The sequence below is a fragment of the Streptomyces sp. C genome, from assembly GCF_000158895.1.
GTDB lineage: Bacteria > Actinomycetota > Actinomycetes > Streptomycetales > Streptomycetaceae > Streptomyces > Streptomyces racemochromogenes.
Genome location: NZ_GG657750.1, coordinates 6,713,395 through 6,726,994 on the forward strand (window position 1 = coordinate 6,713,395; position 13,600 = coordinate 6,726,994).

14 protein-coding genes and 1 pseudogene are annotated in these 13,600 nt (G+C 73.3%); 6 read left to right on the plus strand and 9 right to left on the minus strand.

Translation table 11 applies throughout. The annotated features are described in order from the left end of the window. From SSNG_RS30185 to SSNG_RS30205, 5 genes are all read right to left on the minus strand, one after another. On the minus strand, nt 1-1,403 hold a 1,403-nt coding region (locus tag SSNG_RS30185; RefSeq protein WP_007267737.1), incomplete at its 3' end, for an amino acid permease. Nucleotides 1,404-1,810: 407 nt separating this feature from the next. Beyond that, on the minus strand, nt 1,811-2,602 hold the full coding sequence (locus SSNG_RS30190) for an ABC transporter permease (RefSeq protein WP_007267738.1): 792 nt from the start codon (nt 2,600-2,602) through the stop codon (nt 1,811-1,813). Then, a complete protein-coding gene (locus SSNG_RS30195) occupies nt 2,599-3,591 on the minus strand; it encodes a daunorubicin resistance protein DrrA family ABC transporter ATP-binding protein (RefSeq protein ID WP_007267739.1) in 993 nt (330 codons plus the stop codon). The genes SSNG_RS30190 and SSNG_RS30195 overlap by 4 nt, the downstream gene beginning before the upstream one ends. Nucleotides 3,592-3,749: 158 nt before the next feature. Beyond that, nucleotides 3,750-4,595 carry a DUF4097 family beta strand repeat-containing protein gene (locus SSNG_RS30200; RefSeq protein ID WP_007267740.1) on the minus strand — a complete coding sequence of 282 codons (846 nt, stop codon included), beginning with the start codon at nt 4,593-4,595 and terminating at the stop codon, nt 3,750-3,752. A 92-nt stretch (nt 4,596-4,687) separates the two neighbouring features. Beyond that, nucleotides 4,688-5,206 carry a hypothetical protein gene (locus SSNG_RS30205; RefSeq protein ID WP_042802304.1) on the minus strand — a complete coding sequence of 173 codons (519 nt, stop codon included), beginning with the start codon at nt 5,204-5,206 and terminating at the stop codon, nt 4,688-4,690. Between the two features lie 358 nt (nt 5,207-5,564). Between SSNG_RS30205 and SSNG_RS30210 the strand changes: the two genes are divergently transcribed. Together SSNG_RS30210 and SSNG_RS45000 are read left to right on the plus strand one after the other, a co-directional pair. Next, nucleotides 5,565-5,930, plus strand: a complete 366-nt coding sequence (locus SSNG_RS30210; RefSeq protein ID WP_007267742.1) for an STAS domain-containing protein — start codon at nt 5,565-5,567, stop codon at nt 5,928-5,930. 15 nt (nt 5,931-5,945) lie between these two features. Beyond that, complete coding sequence (locus SSNG_RS45000) at nt 5,946-6,380, plus strand: ATP-binding protein (protein WP_007267743.1); 435 nt, start codon at nt 5,946-5,948, stop codon at nt 6,378-6,380. Here SSNG_RS45000 and SSNG_RS30220 read toward each other — a convergent pair. Then, nucleotides 6,373-6,960, minus strand: coding sequence for a hydrolase (locus SSNG_RS30220; protein WP_042802307.1), 588 nt, complete (start codon nt 6,958-6,960; stop codon nt 6,373-6,375). The two genes, SSNG_RS45000 and SSNG_RS30220, sit on opposite strands and share 8 nt — an antisense overlap. A 105-nt stretch (nt 6,961-7,065) precedes the next feature. Here SSNG_RS30220 and SSNG_RS30225 point away from each other — a divergent pair, with 105 nt between their 5' ends. Together SSNG_RS30225 and SSNG_RS30230 are read left to right on the plus strand one after the other, a co-directional pair. After that, nucleotides 7,066-7,623 (plus strand): DUF6434 domain-containing protein, encoded by a 558-nt coding sequence (locus SSNG_RS30225; protein ID WP_007267745.1) that lies wholly within the window; start codon nt 7,066-7,068, stop codon nt 7,621-7,623. Between the two features lie 134 nt (nt 7,624-7,757). After that, nucleotides 7,758-8,822 carry an enoyl-CoA hydratase/isomerase family protein gene (locus SSNG_RS30230; protein ID WP_050779778.1) on the plus strand — a complete coding sequence of 355 codons (1,065 nt, stop codon included), beginning with the start codon at nt 7,758-7,760 and terminating at the stop codon, nt 8,820-8,822. A gap of 59 nt (nt 8,823-8,881) precedes the next feature. Here the strand turns inward: SSNG_RS30230 and SSNG_RS30235 are convergent, their stop codons facing one another. Beyond that, nucleotides 8,882-9,628, minus strand: a complete 747-nt coding sequence (locus SSNG_RS30235; RefSeq protein ID WP_007267747.1) for a TetR/AcrR family transcriptional regulator — start codon at nt 9,626-9,628, stop codon at nt 8,882-8,884. A gap of 281 nt (nt 9,629-9,909) precedes the next feature. Here SSNG_RS30235 and SSNG_RS30240 point away from each other — a divergent pair, with 281 nt between their 5' ends. Beyond that, on the plus strand, nt 9,910-10,656 hold the full coding sequence (locus tag SSNG_RS30240) for a class I SAM-dependent methyltransferase (RefSeq protein ID WP_007267748.1): 747 nt from the start codon (nt 9,910-9,912) through the stop codon (nt 10,654-10,656). A gap of 115 nt (nt 10,657-10,771) precedes the next feature. Continuing rightward, a complete protein-coding gene (locus SSNG_RS30245; protein ID WP_007267749.1) occupies nt 10,772-12,031 on the plus strand; it encodes a cytochrome P450 in 1,260 nt (419 codons plus the stop codon). On the opposite strand, the gene SSNG_RS30250 is transcribed toward SSNG_RS30245, so the two are convergent. Further along, entirely contained in the window at nt 12,028-13,092 is a 1,065-nt protein-coding gene (locus SSNG_RS30250; RefSeq protein WP_007267750.1) for an alpha/beta hydrolase-fold protein, read from the minus strand. The two genes, SSNG_RS30245 and SSNG_RS30250, sit on opposite strands and share 4 nt — an antisense overlap. Before the next feature lie 78 nt (nt 13,093-13,170). Next, nucleotides 13,171-13,600 (minus strand): annotated as a pseudogene (locus SSNG_RS30255) (molybdopterin-binding oxidoreductase); the annotation flags it as partial.

A 13,600-nucleotide genomic window follows, 5' to 3' on the forward strand; every position in this document is an offset into this window, starting at 1 on the left:
TTGCGCGACTTCAGCACGGCCCAGCCGATGGCCAGGCAGACCGCCCAGCCGGCGCCCACGTACAGGGAGACGCGGCTGTCCGGGTCGATGGCGATCATCACGGTGACCAGCAGCAGGAAGGCCACGGCGATCCAGCTGCAGATGGTGCCGCCCGGCGCCGGGAAGGAGGAGGCGGGCAGCTTGCCCGCGTCCACCGCGCGGCGGTAGCGGATGTGGCTGACCAGGATCATCAGCCAGGTCCAGATGCCGGCCGCCGTCGCCACCGAGGTGACGTACCCGAAGGCCTTCTCCGGCACGACGTAGTTCAGGACCACGCCGATGCCCATGAGGGCGGTGGAGAGGGTGATGGCCACGGCCGGGGTCTTGGTGGAGCTCAGCTTGCCCAGCAGCTTGGGGGCCTCGGAGTTCGCGGCCAGGTCGCGCAGCATGCGGCCGGTGGAGTACATGCCGGAGTTGCAGGACGACAGGGCCGCGGTCAGCACCACGAAGTTGACGATCGCCGCACCGGCCGGGATGCCGATCTTGGCGAAGGCCGCCACGAACGGGCTGACGCCGGGCTGGAACTCGGTCCACTTGACGACCATCAGGATCACGCTGAGCGCACCGACGTAGAAGACGATGATGCGCCAGGGCAGGGTGTTGATGGCCTTGGGGAGGGTCTTCTCCGGGTTCTCGGACTCGCCCGCCGTGACGCCGACGAGCTCGACGGCGAGGTAGGCGAACATGACGCCCTGCAGGGTCATCAGGCTGGAGCCGACGCCCTTGGGGAAGATGCCGTCGAAGGCCCAGAGGTTGGACACGGCGGCGGTGTCACCGGCCTGGCTGAACCCGAAGGTGACCACGCCGATGCCGATCACGATCATGCCGATCAGGGCCGTGACCTTGACCATCGAGAACCAGAACTCGATCTCGCCGAAGATCTTCACCGAGATGAGGTTGGCGACGTACAGGACCACCAGGAAGACCAGGGCGGTCACCCACTGGGGGACGTCCGGGAACCAGAAGTGCACGTAGATGGCCGCGGCGGTCAGCTCGGCCATGCCGGTGACGACCCACATGAGCCAGTACGTCCAGCCCGTCACGAACCCGAAGAACGGGCTCAGGAACTCGCGGGCGTACTCCGCGAAGGAACCCGAGACGGGGCGGTACAGGAGCAGCTCGCCGAGCGCTCGCATGATGAAGAAGACGATGACGCCGGCGAGGGCGTACATGAGGATGAGGCTGGGTCCGGCCTTGGCGATGTTCGCCCCGGCTCCCAGGAAGAGGCCGACGCCGATGGCGCCGCCGATGGCGATCATCTGGACCTGGCGGCTGCCGAGGCCGCGCTCGTAGCCCTCCTCGGGCGTGGTGCCCGTGGTGGCGTTGTCGTCGCCGTGCTGCTGTTCGACCTGCGTCGAGGTCATGCTCTGGTGCGCCTTTCCGCTCCATGCCGATCCGCCGCCGTGCTCGGCCGCGGATCGGGTTCCGATCCCCCGGATGCTGATGGAGTTGCATGCCGGCGGTCGGCCGACTTCAGCGCCCCTGTCCGGACGTGGGTGGTCCGGCAGGCGGTCGAGAAGATGTACCACGGTGTCCGGCTCGGGGCCGTGGCGTACATCACCGGCAAATCGGCCATTCGCCCGTGACCAGGCCCAAAGACCCTTGCGCAGTGATGTCATCGTTATCCGGATCTGAGCCTCCGCTGAGCGAACGCACAATGACATCGAGGCAACGCGTGCCACCCACCTTCCGCCCGGCTGCTCTGGCGGTCACACAGCGTGAACGCCGAAGCCCCTCCGGGGGGCGGAGGGGCAGGAAGCGGACCCGACGGTCACCCGGCGTCGCGGTCGTACGCCGACTTCGACCACCGGTAGCCGAGGACGGTCAGGCCGAGGCACCAGAGCAGGGCGATCCACCAGTTGTTCCCGATCTCCGTGCCGAGCAGCAGCCCGCGCAGGGTCTCGATGGCCGGCGTGAAGGGCTGGTACTCGGCGACCGGCTGGAACCAGCCCGGCATCGCGTGGACCGGGACGAACGCGCTGGAGATCAGCGGCAGGAAGATCAGCGGCAGGGCGTTGTTGCTGGCCGCCTCGGCGTTCGGGCTGACCATGCCCATCCCGACCGCGATCCAGGTGAGCGCCACGGCGAAGAGCGCGAGCAGTCCGAACGCCGCGAGCCACTCCAGCGCCGTGGCGTCCGTCGAGCGGAACCCGATGGCCACGCCGACTGCGCCGACGAGGACCACGCTGACGACCGCCTGGAGCACGCTGCCGACGACGTGCCCGACCAGGACCGAGCCCCGGTGGATCGCCATCGTGCGGAAGCGGGCGATGATGCCCTCGCTCATGTCGTTGGAGACCGACACCGCGGTACCGATCGTGGTGCTGCCGATGGTCATCAGCAGCAGGCCCGGGACCAGGTACGCGATGTAGTCGGCGCGGTCGGCGCCGCCGCCCCCGATGCCCGCGCTCATCACGTCGCCGAACACGTAGACGAAGAGCAGCAGCAGGACGACCGGCGTGAGCAGCAGGTTCAGGGTCAGCGACGGGTAGCGGCGGGCGTGCAGCAGGTTGCGCCGCAGCATCGTGGACGAGTCGCGCAGGGCGGGGGAGAGGGAGCTCATCGGACGTCCTCCTCGGCAGGGGCGGGCTGGGTCCCGGGGGCGCGGTCGCCGGTCAGGGCGAAGAACACGTCGTCCAGGTCGGGCGTGTGCACGGTCAGCTCGTCCGCCTCGACGCCGACGGCGTCCAGCCAGTCGAGTACGGAGCGCAGCTCGCGCTGGCTGCCGTCGCTGGGGATGCGCAGCGACAGCGCCTCGTCGTCCCGCGCCGCCCCGTCCAGGGCGGCGGCCGTGCGGTAGGCCGCCGGGTCGGAGAACCGGAGCCGGACGTGCCCGCCGGGGACCAGCCGCTTCAGTTCCTCGGGGGTGCCCTCGGCGACGATCCTGCCGCCGTTGAGCACGGCGACGCGGTCGGCGAGTTCGTCGGCCTCCTCCAGGTACTGGGTGGTGAGGAGGACGGTGACCCCGCCGGCGACCAGCTCTCGGATGATCTGCCACATGGCGTGGCGCGAGCGCGGGTCCAGGCCGGTGGTGGGCTCGTCGAGGAAGATGATGCGCGGGCCGCCGACCAGGGTCATGGCGATGTCGAGGCGGCGCTTCATGCCGCCGGAGTAGGTGGAGGCGGGCTTCTTCGCCGCCGCCGTCAGGTCGAAGCGCTCCAGCAGTCCGGCGGCCACGCGCCGGCCCTCCGGCTTGGGCAGGTGGTGCAGGTCCGCCATCAGGAGCATGTTCTCCTCGCCCGTGATCAGCCCGTCGACGGCGGAGAACTGCCCGGTCACGCCGATCGCGGCGCGCACCCCGTCCGGGGCGGAGGCGACGTCGTGACCCGCGACCTGCGCCTGCCCGCCATCGGCGGTGACGAGGGTGGAGAGGATCTTCACGGCGGTGGTCTTGCCGGCGCCGTTCGGCCCGAGCAGCGCGAACACGCAGCCCGCGGGGATGTGCAGATCGACCCCGTCGAGGACGGTCTTGTCGCCGTACGACTTGCGCAGCCCCACGGCGCGGACCGCGGCGGGCCGTTCCCGGGTCGGGGCGGGGATTGATGTGGGCATGACAGAAGAAGGCACGGGGCCCTCCGTTCGAAGGCTGGAGTGGCTGGCTTGGCTGGCTTGGCTGGCATGGCCGGAGTGGCTGGCGTGGCCGGAGTGGCGTGAGCTGCCGGGGGGAGGGGGTGGCCGGGGCGGCCCGGAGGGCGCCGCCCGCGGCCGGGTCAGGCCTTGGCGCGCAGGACGTCGATGTTGCCGTGCCGGGTGCGGGCGCGGATCCGGACCGTGTCCTCGGTGTCCTGCGGGGCGCCGGTCGCGGTGAGCATGTTGCGGACCTGGCCGGAGCCGGAGTTGACGTCGAGCCAGGCGGCCGTGCCCTCGCGCACGCCGACCTCGATGATTCCGTAGCCGGTCTCCAGGTCGACGGCGCCCCGCACCACTTCGCCGATCCGCAGGGCGCCGTGGGCGGTGGTGGCGGTGACCGAGCCCTCGGCGCGCCGGACGTCGATGTCGCCGTGGGCGCCGCTCACCCGCAGCTCGCCGGTGGCCGCGCCGACGGTCGTGCTGCCGTGCGAGTTCTTGAGCACGCCGGGACCGTCCACGAGGCCGACGCGCATGCTGCCGGAGCTGGTGGTGATCTCGGCGGGGCCGACCACACGGTCCACGGTGATCGAGCCGTGCGACGCGGTCAGCCGCAGCGGCCCGGTCGCGTCGAGCCGGACATCGCCGGTCGAGGTCTTCACCCGGACCTCGCCGAGCCGGCCCTCGCCGAGCACCTGGGCCCAGGCGCCGGTCAGGTCGACGTCCGAGCCCGCCGGCAGCTCGACGGTCACGTCGACGATCCCGGGGCGGCGCAGCGAGTTGCGCTGCTTCGGCGTCCTGACGGCCAGGGTGCCGTTGGCGTACGAGACCTCGGTCTGCTCGGCGGCCCGGACGTCCCGGTCCTTCTCCGGGGTGCGGGGGAGCACCACGACGACCGTGTCGCGGCGGTCGCCCGCGGTGAAGCGGATGGAGCCGGCCTCGACGTGCGCCGTGACCGAGATCGGTTCGGGGGTGTCGAAAGAAGGCATGGCTGTCCCGTCCTCTTGGGTCTTGGGGTGGAGTGGTGCCGGTGTGTGGTGTGGTGTGGTGTGGTGCGCGCGGGCCCGGCTAGCGGGCCCGGCTAGCGGACCCAGCCCGTGACGCTCTGGCCGATGGTCTGGATCCGGTCCGTCGGGCGCGGTCGGGTGCCGCCCTCGACCGCCGCCGACACCGCCCGCACCAGCCAGGCGTTGACCGACGTCCCCTCGCGGTTCGCGGCCTCCTCGGCGCGGGCCTTGAGGTGGGCCGGCAGGCGCAGGTTGACGCGGGCGGTGCCGCCCTCGTCACCCTCGGCCGGGGCCGGTGCGCCGAGTGGTTCGGCCGGCGCGGCCGGCAGGTGCGCCGGGGCGCCGGGGGCGGCCGGCAGCGTCACCACGAAGTCGGGGTCCAGCCCGCGCAGCCGTACGTCTACCGAGCCGGGAGCGAGCTCGCGGGTGATCTCGTCCATCGCGGCGGACAACACGTTGAGCATGGTCAGCCGGGTCGCCGACTCCAGGGGGGCGGTCAGTCGCTCGGCCAGCTCGCGGGCGTCGTCCCCGCCGGCTTCGGCGGCCACCGCCAGTTCGCGGCGGAGGGTGTCGATATACGGCGTGAGGTCCATGACGCCATCATGGCACCACTGTGGCGCCATGCGCAAGCATCGATGGCGCCAGGTGGCGCTGCTTTTGATGTCACGGCCTCTGACCTGCGGAAATGTGTGGCGGCTGGGGGAAGGGTGCGGTCGGAGCGGCTGTTTGTGAGGGGCGTGAGGTGCCACGTGGCGCCATGTGGCACCACGTGGCACCGTCTGGCGCCATCGGTGGCCACCGCGACGCCACCGCCGGGTGCCGGCCGTGGACCGGGCCGCCCGGGGGAAATACCCGCCGGCTTCCCCGAGAGTCCCGAGGAGTGCGGCGGCGCCGCATATAGCGTCGGGCCGGGGGAAGGCGTAGGGGGCAGCTGACGGAAGGTGATGCCGGATGGTCTCCGGAGCGGACGACAAGCGGTTCACCGTCGCGGTGCGGACGGTGGACGGGGCTGTGCTGCTCACCCTCGGCGGTGAGCTGGACCATGACACGGCGGCCCCCCTGAAAGAGGCCCTCGACGCGGCCGCCCGGCGGGGCGGCCGGCTGCTGGTGGACATGGCGGGACTGCGCTTCTGCGACTCGACGGGCCTCAACGCCCTCCTCCACGGCAGGCTCGCCGTCCAGGAGGCCGGCGGCAGCCTGGAGCTGGCCGGGCTGACCGGGCCGGTCGCCAGGATGTTCCGCATCACCGGCGCGGACGGGGTCTTCCCGGTCCACGCCGATGTCACGCAGGCGCTGGGTGCGAACCAGGGCCGATGAGAGGGGGCGAGAGCCGTGGAGCAGCGTGGCACGGCCGAACGCAACTGGCTCCTGGTTCTCGAAGGCATGTCCGACCCCGTCCTGCGCAGCCGTGACTTCACCCGGCGGGCGCTGACCGCGTGGCGATGGCTGCCGGTGCGGAGTCCGGCGGCACGGGAGGCGGTGGAGGACGTCCTGCTGCTGGTCTCGGAGGTGGTCGCCAACGCCTGCCTGCACGGCGGCGGGCCCGGGGTCCTGGTCCTGGACTGTACGGACGAGCGGCTGCGGATCGAGGTCACCGATTCCAACCCGGCACCGCCCCTCCCGTCGGGGGACGGGAGGGACCCCCGGCAGCCGGGCGGGCACGGGCTGGTGATCGTGGACCGGCTGGCCCGGGCCTGGGGCGCGCGGCCCGGGGCGGCCGGCAAGTGCGTCTGGGTGGAGGTGGCGTGCCCGGCCGCCTTCAGCTGAGCGGGTCCAGGGCGGCGATGATCTCGCGGGTGGAGCTGACCCGGCCGATCCGGGGGAAGATCTTGCCGAAGGTGTGGGCGTGCGAGTCGGCGTCCAGGTCGGCGGTCGCGTCCTCGGCGAAGACCAGGCCGTAGCTGTGCTCCCAGGCGGCGCGGGCGGTGGACTCGACGCCGATGCTCGTCGAGATGCCCGCCAGGACGATCTTGTGGATTCCGCGTCGGCGCAGCTGGAGGTCCAGCTCGGTGCCGGTGAAGGCGCCCCAGTGGCGTTTGGTGACCGTCACGTCCCCCAGGGCGGCCAGCTCGGCCGGGATCTCGGAGAAGGCGGCCGGCGGGGCGGTGGCCGGGCCGGGGCGGTCGACGTCGGTGGTGGGCAGGTCGCAGCCGTCGGGCGACCAGGCGACGTTCACCAGGACGACCGGCAGCTTGTGCGCGCGGAAGGCTTCGGCGAGTGCGATGGCGTTGCGCAGGATCTCGTCGCCGGGCCGCGCGGTGGGCAGGGCGAGGATGCCGTGCTGGAGGTCGATGAGCACGAGGGCGGTGCCGGCGTCGAGGGCCGGGGCGGAAGCGGGGGAGGTCATGGGGACGACCGTAGGAAAGGGTGGGCGCGGTTGCACGCGTGTTCCCGCGGCGGACCGGCCATGTCGCCACCGCACCCAGCACCCCGCCACCCCTAGGATGGGAACGTGAGTGCGAATCGTGTGGGGGAGAGCCGGCCCGAGCCGACCCCGGAGCTGTCCGGGGCCGAGCTGCTGCGCTGGTACTGGACGCTGGAGGAACTGACCGGGCTCGCCCGACGGGCGGGCGTCCCGGCGGGCGGTGGCAAGGCCGCCCTCACGGAGCGGCTCGCCGCCGCGCTGGACGGCCGCGCCGTCCCGGCCCCCGCTCCGGCCGGCCGGCGCGGCGGGCGGCAGCTGAAGGCGCCCGTCGACGGGGCCAGTGTGATCCCCGAGGAATCCACCAGCAGCCAGGTGCTCCGGGAGTTCTTCCTCCGCGAGATCGGGCCCGGCTTCCACTTCGACGCCTTCATGCGGGAGTACGTCGCCCAGGGCGCGGGCCGCACCCTCGCCGAGGCCGTCGCCCACTGGCACGCCACCCGGCAGCGGGCCGCCGGACCCCAGGAGGTCGGCGCCCAGTTCGAGTTCAACCGGTTCCTGCGCGACTGGCACGCCCGCCACCCGGACGGCACCCGTGACCGAGCCCTCGCCGCCTGGCGCGAGCACCGGTCCCGCCCCCGCGACTGAATCCGCCCCCGGGCGAAGCGCCCCCGGTCACGGGCACCTCTGGTACAGACCTGGTTCATCCCGAATCCGGTCAGACTTGACAAGTCGACCAGAAACGATCTTCATGGGGCGGGGGAGGAGACATACTGACGGACGTGACCGACGACACCGTTCTGATCGAGACCGACGGCTGTACGGGGCTGATCACCCTCAACCGCCCCCAGGCCCTCAACGCCCTCACCCATGCCATGGTGCTGCGGATCGGGGAAGCCCTGACGGCCTGGGAGGAAGATCCCGCCGTGAGCCAGGTCCTGCTGCGCGGCGCGGGCGAGCGCGGCCTGTGCGCGGGCGGGGACATCCGGGCCATCCACGCCGACGCCAAGGCGGGCACCACCGGCTCCCTCGACTTCTGGCGCGACGAGTACCGGCTCAACGCCCGCATCGCCCGCTACCCCAAGCCGTACGTGGCCCTCATGGACGGGATCGTGATGGGCGGCGGCGTCGGGCTCTCGGCCCACGGCGGCGTCCGCGTCGTCACCGAGCGGTCCCGGGTCGCCATGCCCGAGACCGGGATCGGCTTCGTCCCCGACGTCGGCGGCACCTACCTGCTCTCCCGCGCCCCGGGCGAGCTCGGCACCCACCTCGCCCTCACCGGCACGGCCGTCGGCGCGGGCGACGCCCTGCTGTGCGGGCTCGCCGACCACTACCTGCCCTCCGGCTGGCTGGAGGAGTTCACCTGGGAGCTCACCAGGGCGCCCGTCGCCGACGTGCTGCCCAAGTTCCACGACACCACCACCCCCGAGGCCCCGCTCGCCGCCGACCGGGAGTGGATCGACCACTGCTACGCCGCCGACACCGTGGAGGAGATCCACAAGCGGCTGCTGGAGTCGGGCCTGGCGGCAGCGCGGGAGGCCTCCCGGCTCCTGCACGCCAAGTCGCCGACCTCCCTCAAGGTCACCCTCGCCGCGCTGCGCCGCGCCCGCGAACTGGACTCCCTGGAGCGGGTGCTGGAGCAGGAGTACCGGGTCTCCGCCGCCGCCCTGTCGACGCCCGACCTGGTGGAGGGCATCCGGGCCCAGGTGATCGACAAGGACCGCCGCCCGCGCTGGTCGCCGGCCGCCCTCTTCCAGGTCCGCCAGGCCTCGGTGGACCGGCACTTCGCCCCGCTCGGCGAGGACCGCGAGCTGACCTTCCCGCAGTCCGGGGCCGGCCGCGGCTGATCCGGGTCGCCGGGCGGCCCGCACCGCTCCCCGCGGCCCGGGCCGCCCGGCCTCCCGCGTCAGTCCCGGCCGAGCCGGACCGCGAGGCCGTCGAGGACCCGCTGGAGCCCGTAGTCGAAGTTCTCGTCCCGCAGCCGCGCCGGGTCCTGGACGTGCCGGGAGTACGCGTGGTCCTTCACCACGGGGTGGTCCTCCAGGGCGGCCTCGGCGGCGGGCAGCAGCGACTCCAGCCACTCCCTCTCGCTCTTCCCGCTGCGGGCGAGGAGCGAGAGGTAGGAGGCCTCGCTGGTGGTGGCGCCGATGACGTAGGAGATCACGGCCTTCACCGCGAGGTCCGCCTCGCCCGCGGGGAACCCCGCCGACACGGCCAGGCCCAGCAGCCGGTCCGACATGCGGATCAGGTTCGGCCCCAGGTGCGCCAGTCCGACCTGGCCGAGGACCGAGGCCACCCAGGGGTGGCGCAGCACCATCGCCCGCAGGCTGTGGCCGCACTGCGCGAGGGCCTCGCGCCACTTCTCCCCCGCGCCCTCGGCCGCGGGGAGTTCCAGCTCGCCGTAGACCTCGTCCACGACCAGCTCGATCAGCTCGTCCTTGTTGGCCACGTGCCGGTAGAGCGAGGTGGCGGCGGTGCCCATCTCCGCGCCGAGCTTGCGCATGCTGAGCGCCTCGATGCCCTCGGCGTCCAGGAGCCGCACCGCGGCCGCGACGATCTGCTCCTGGCTGAGCGCGGGCTGTTCCTTCCGTCGCCGCGGCCTGGTCCACACGGAGGGCACCGGCGCGAGGGTCTGCTGCTCTGAAGAGGACATGTTCTCAGCGTAACCCGATGCGAACAGTGTACGCATCATGCGTACACCCGTGCGTGGGATCCGCGGAATCCGTTCGGAAAGCGGGCCCGGCCCGCCCCGCAGCGGCCCCGGGGCGACCCTCGGAGGGTGCCGCGGCGGCCGCACGCCCCGGCCGGGACGGGCGGGGAGGCTCCCCTCCCCGCAGGCCCCCACGCGCCCGCCCACGACCCTCCCGCACCGCCTCCGACCTGGGATCACGTACCCCGCCGCGATATGATCTCCCCCTGACCGAGAGGGAGTTGATGGACCGCACCATACGCTCGACGGAAGACGTACTGGACCTCCTGGACGGGCTGTTCGCCCAGGACGCCGACCGCTGGACCGATGAGGGCACCTCCTGGTGGGACGGCTTCTACGCGGACCGCTCCAAGCCCGTGCCCTTCTTCGTGGCGAAGCCGGACGAGAACCTCGTCTCGTACGCGGACAGGGGCCTGATCCGCCCCGGCCGTGCCCTCGACCTCGGCTGCGGACCCGGCCGCAACGCCCTCCACCTCGCCTCCCTCGGCTTCGAGGTCGACGCCGTCGACCTGTCACCGACGGCCGTCGCCTGGGCCGAGGAGCGCGCCCGCGAGACCGGCGCCACCGGCGTCCGCTTCCACCGCGGCGACGCGTTCCGGCTCACCACCGCCGAACTGGCCGGCCCCTACGACCTGGTGTACGACTCCGGCTGCTTCCACCACCTGCCGCCCCACCGGCGCGTCAGCTACCTGGCCCTCCTGGACCGCGTCCTCGCCCCCGGCGGCCACTTCGCCCTCACCTGCTTCGCCTCCGGCGCCATGGGCAGCGAACTCCCCGACGCCGAGCTCTACCGGCAGGGCAGCCTCGGAGGCGGCCTCGCCTACACCCCCGAGTCGCTGCGCCTGATCTTCTCCGGCCTGGAGGAGACCGAACTGCGCCGGATGCGCGACGAGGACGCCGCGTCACCGCTCTTCGGCGAAGCCTTCCTCTGGACGGCCCTGTTCCGGCGTCCGGAGCCGGCCCGGCGGTAGCGCCCCGGCGCGGTCCGGAGACCGGGAAATGAGGCGGCCGCCCTTGTACAACACCCCCGTCAGGCCGCACTGTTGGCCGGGATCCGCCCGTCCGGCCAGCCTCAGGAGAGCCCGCTTGTCACCCGACCGCGCCCCCGCGCACCCCCAGGCCCACGTCATCGACCCCGCCGGCGGCTGCCCCCACACCCTCAACGCCCGGCTGCGCGCCCGCGGCGCGGTGGCCGAGGTGGTCCTCCCGGGAGGCGTACCCGGCGCGGTCGTACTCGGGCACGAGGAGCTGAAGGAGTTCCTGTCCCACCCCGACGTGGCCAAGGACGCCCGCCACTTCCCCGGCCTGCACGACGGCACCGTCCCCGCCGACTGGCCGCTGCGGGTCTTCGCCAACGCCCAGGGCATGCACACCGCCGACGGCGCCGACCACCGCCGCCTGCGCTCCCTCGTCGGCAACGCCTTCACCGCCCGCCAGGTGGAACGGCTGCGCCCGCGCGTGCAGGAGCTCGCCGACGACCTCCTCGACGGCCTCGCCCGCGCCGCCGAGGACTCCGCCGACGGGACCGCCGACCTGCGCACGCACTTCGCGCTGCCGCTGCCGATGAGCGTCATCTGCGAACTGCTCGGCGTGGACCCCGAGCACCGCGGCCGGCTGCACCACCTCTCCAACACCGTGATCATCTCCACGGACGTCCCGCCCGCCGAGGTCATGGCCGCCGTACGGGAACTCGTCGAGCTGATCGCCACCATCGCCGCCGCCCGCCGCGCCGCACCCGGCGAGGACCTCACCAGCGCCCTGATCGCGGCCCGCGACGACGACGGCGACCGGCTCAGCGAGGCCGAACTCATCGGCACCATGCGGCTGATGCTCGTCGCCGGCCACGAGACCACCCTCAACCTGATCAGCAACGCCGTCCGCGCCCTGTGCACCCACCGCGACCAGCTCGCCCTGGTCCTCGACGGCAAGGCGAGCTGGTCGGACGTGGTCGACGAGACCCTGCGCTGGGACGGGCCGGTCAGCTGGTTCCCCTTCCGCTACCCCACCCGCGACCTGCCCCTCGGCGGCGCCGTGATCCCCAGGGGCACCCCCGTCCTGGCCGGCTACACGGCGGCCGGCCGCGACGGGGCCGTCCACGGCCCCGACGCGGACCGGTTCGACGTCACCCGCCCCGGCGCCGGCCGCAACCTCTCCTTCGGGCACGGCGCGCACTACTGCGTCGGCGCCCCGCTCGCCCGGCTGGAGGCCACCATCGCCCTGGAGCGGCTCTTCACCCGCTTCCCCGGCCTCGACCTCGCCGTCCCCGAGGCGGAACTCCCGCACCAGCGCAGCTTCATCGGCAACAGCGTCGAGACCCTCCCCGTCCGCCTCGCCCAGGCCGTCTAACGGGCGGCCGGCCCGGACAGCTCCGTGCTCAGCCAGCCCAGCGCGTCCGGGTACATCCCGCTCCAGGTCCGGAAGTTGTGGCCCCCGGACGGCCGTACCAGCGTCTTCACCCGGATCCCGGTGCCCCGCGCCGCCCGGGTGAAGTCCGCCAGCTGCCTCGGCGGGCTGTCCTCGTCCTGGGCGGAGGTGGCCAGGAACAGCCCGACGTCCGCCCCCTTCGCGTGCCCGGCCAGCCACATAGGGCTGTTGCGCTCCCGCAGCACCGGATCGGCCAGCACCTCCGGGTCCCCGGTCAGCGGGTCCGGGTCCAGGGCCGCGCCCGCCCGGAACACCCCCGGGTACTGCAGCGGCAGCTTCACCGCGCAGAACGCCCCCGTCGACACGCCCATCAGCCCCCAACCCTCCGGCTCGGGCAGCGTACGGAAGTTCCGCGCGACCAGCTCGGGCACGTCCCGCGCGAGCCAGGTGGCGACCTTGCGCGACGGGGTGTCGCTGCAGTCGGTGTTCACCCCGCCGGGATAGATCTCCGGCGCCACCAGGACGAACGGCCGCACCGCGCCGAGCTCCACCAGCTGCTCCAGCGCGTCCGGCATCGAGCCGAGGTCGAACCAGGAGCCCGGCGAGCCCGGGTACCCGTGCAGCAGCACCAGCACCGGGAACCGGGTCCGGTCCGCGCCCGGGGCGTCGTACTCCGGCGGGGTCCACACGATCACCTGGCCGGCGAGCTTCGAGTGGCTGCCCCGGAAGTACGTGCTGCGGGTGCCGTTCGCGCCCGGCGTGAACTTCGCCCGGCCGACCGGCGGCCCGGTCATCGCGGAGGTGCCGCGCCCGCCGGTGCCCAGCAGGTCGTCCCAGGACGCGTACAGCCCGAAGCCCGCGTTGGTCCAGGCGGCCACCACGCAGACCGCCGTCAGCTGGCACAGCCCGAGCATCATCACCCGGACGGCCCAGCGCGCCGCGCGCGGGCCCGGCACCCGGTTCCAGCACAGGAGCGCGAGGAGCATGGCCAGCACGGTGGCCGCGATCAGTGTGACGAGGAACGACGTGCTGGTCAGCTCCACGGCGTCGGCTCCTGGGGTGCGGGACGGTACGGGACGCGGGGCGGGGACACCCCCCTCACCATGCCCGGTCCCGCCGCGTCACGCGCGCACGTCCACCGTGACGGAGTGCCAGCCCGTCGCCCCGTCGGGCAGGGTCCCCGTACGCCGCTCCGGCTGGACCTCGCCCCGGCCGTCGGTGGCCCGGACCTCCAGGGTGTGGCGCCCCGGCGGCGCCTCCCACGGCCACATCCAGTGCCGCCAGGTGTCCACCCCGTCGGCCGCCCCGAGCCGGGCCTCCCGCCAGGGCCCGCCGTCGGCCCGCACCTCCACCCGGGCGATCCCCCGGTGCTGCGCCCACGCCACCCCCGCCACCGCGACGGGGCCGGCCGGGCGCTGCGAGAAGGGGCGCGGGGTGTCGATCCGCGACTGCGTCTTGACCGGCGCCCGCTGCGCCCAGGAGCGGCGCACCCAGTACGCGTCGTACGCGTCGAACGTGGTCAGCCGCAGCTCGCGCAGCCACTTGCAGGCG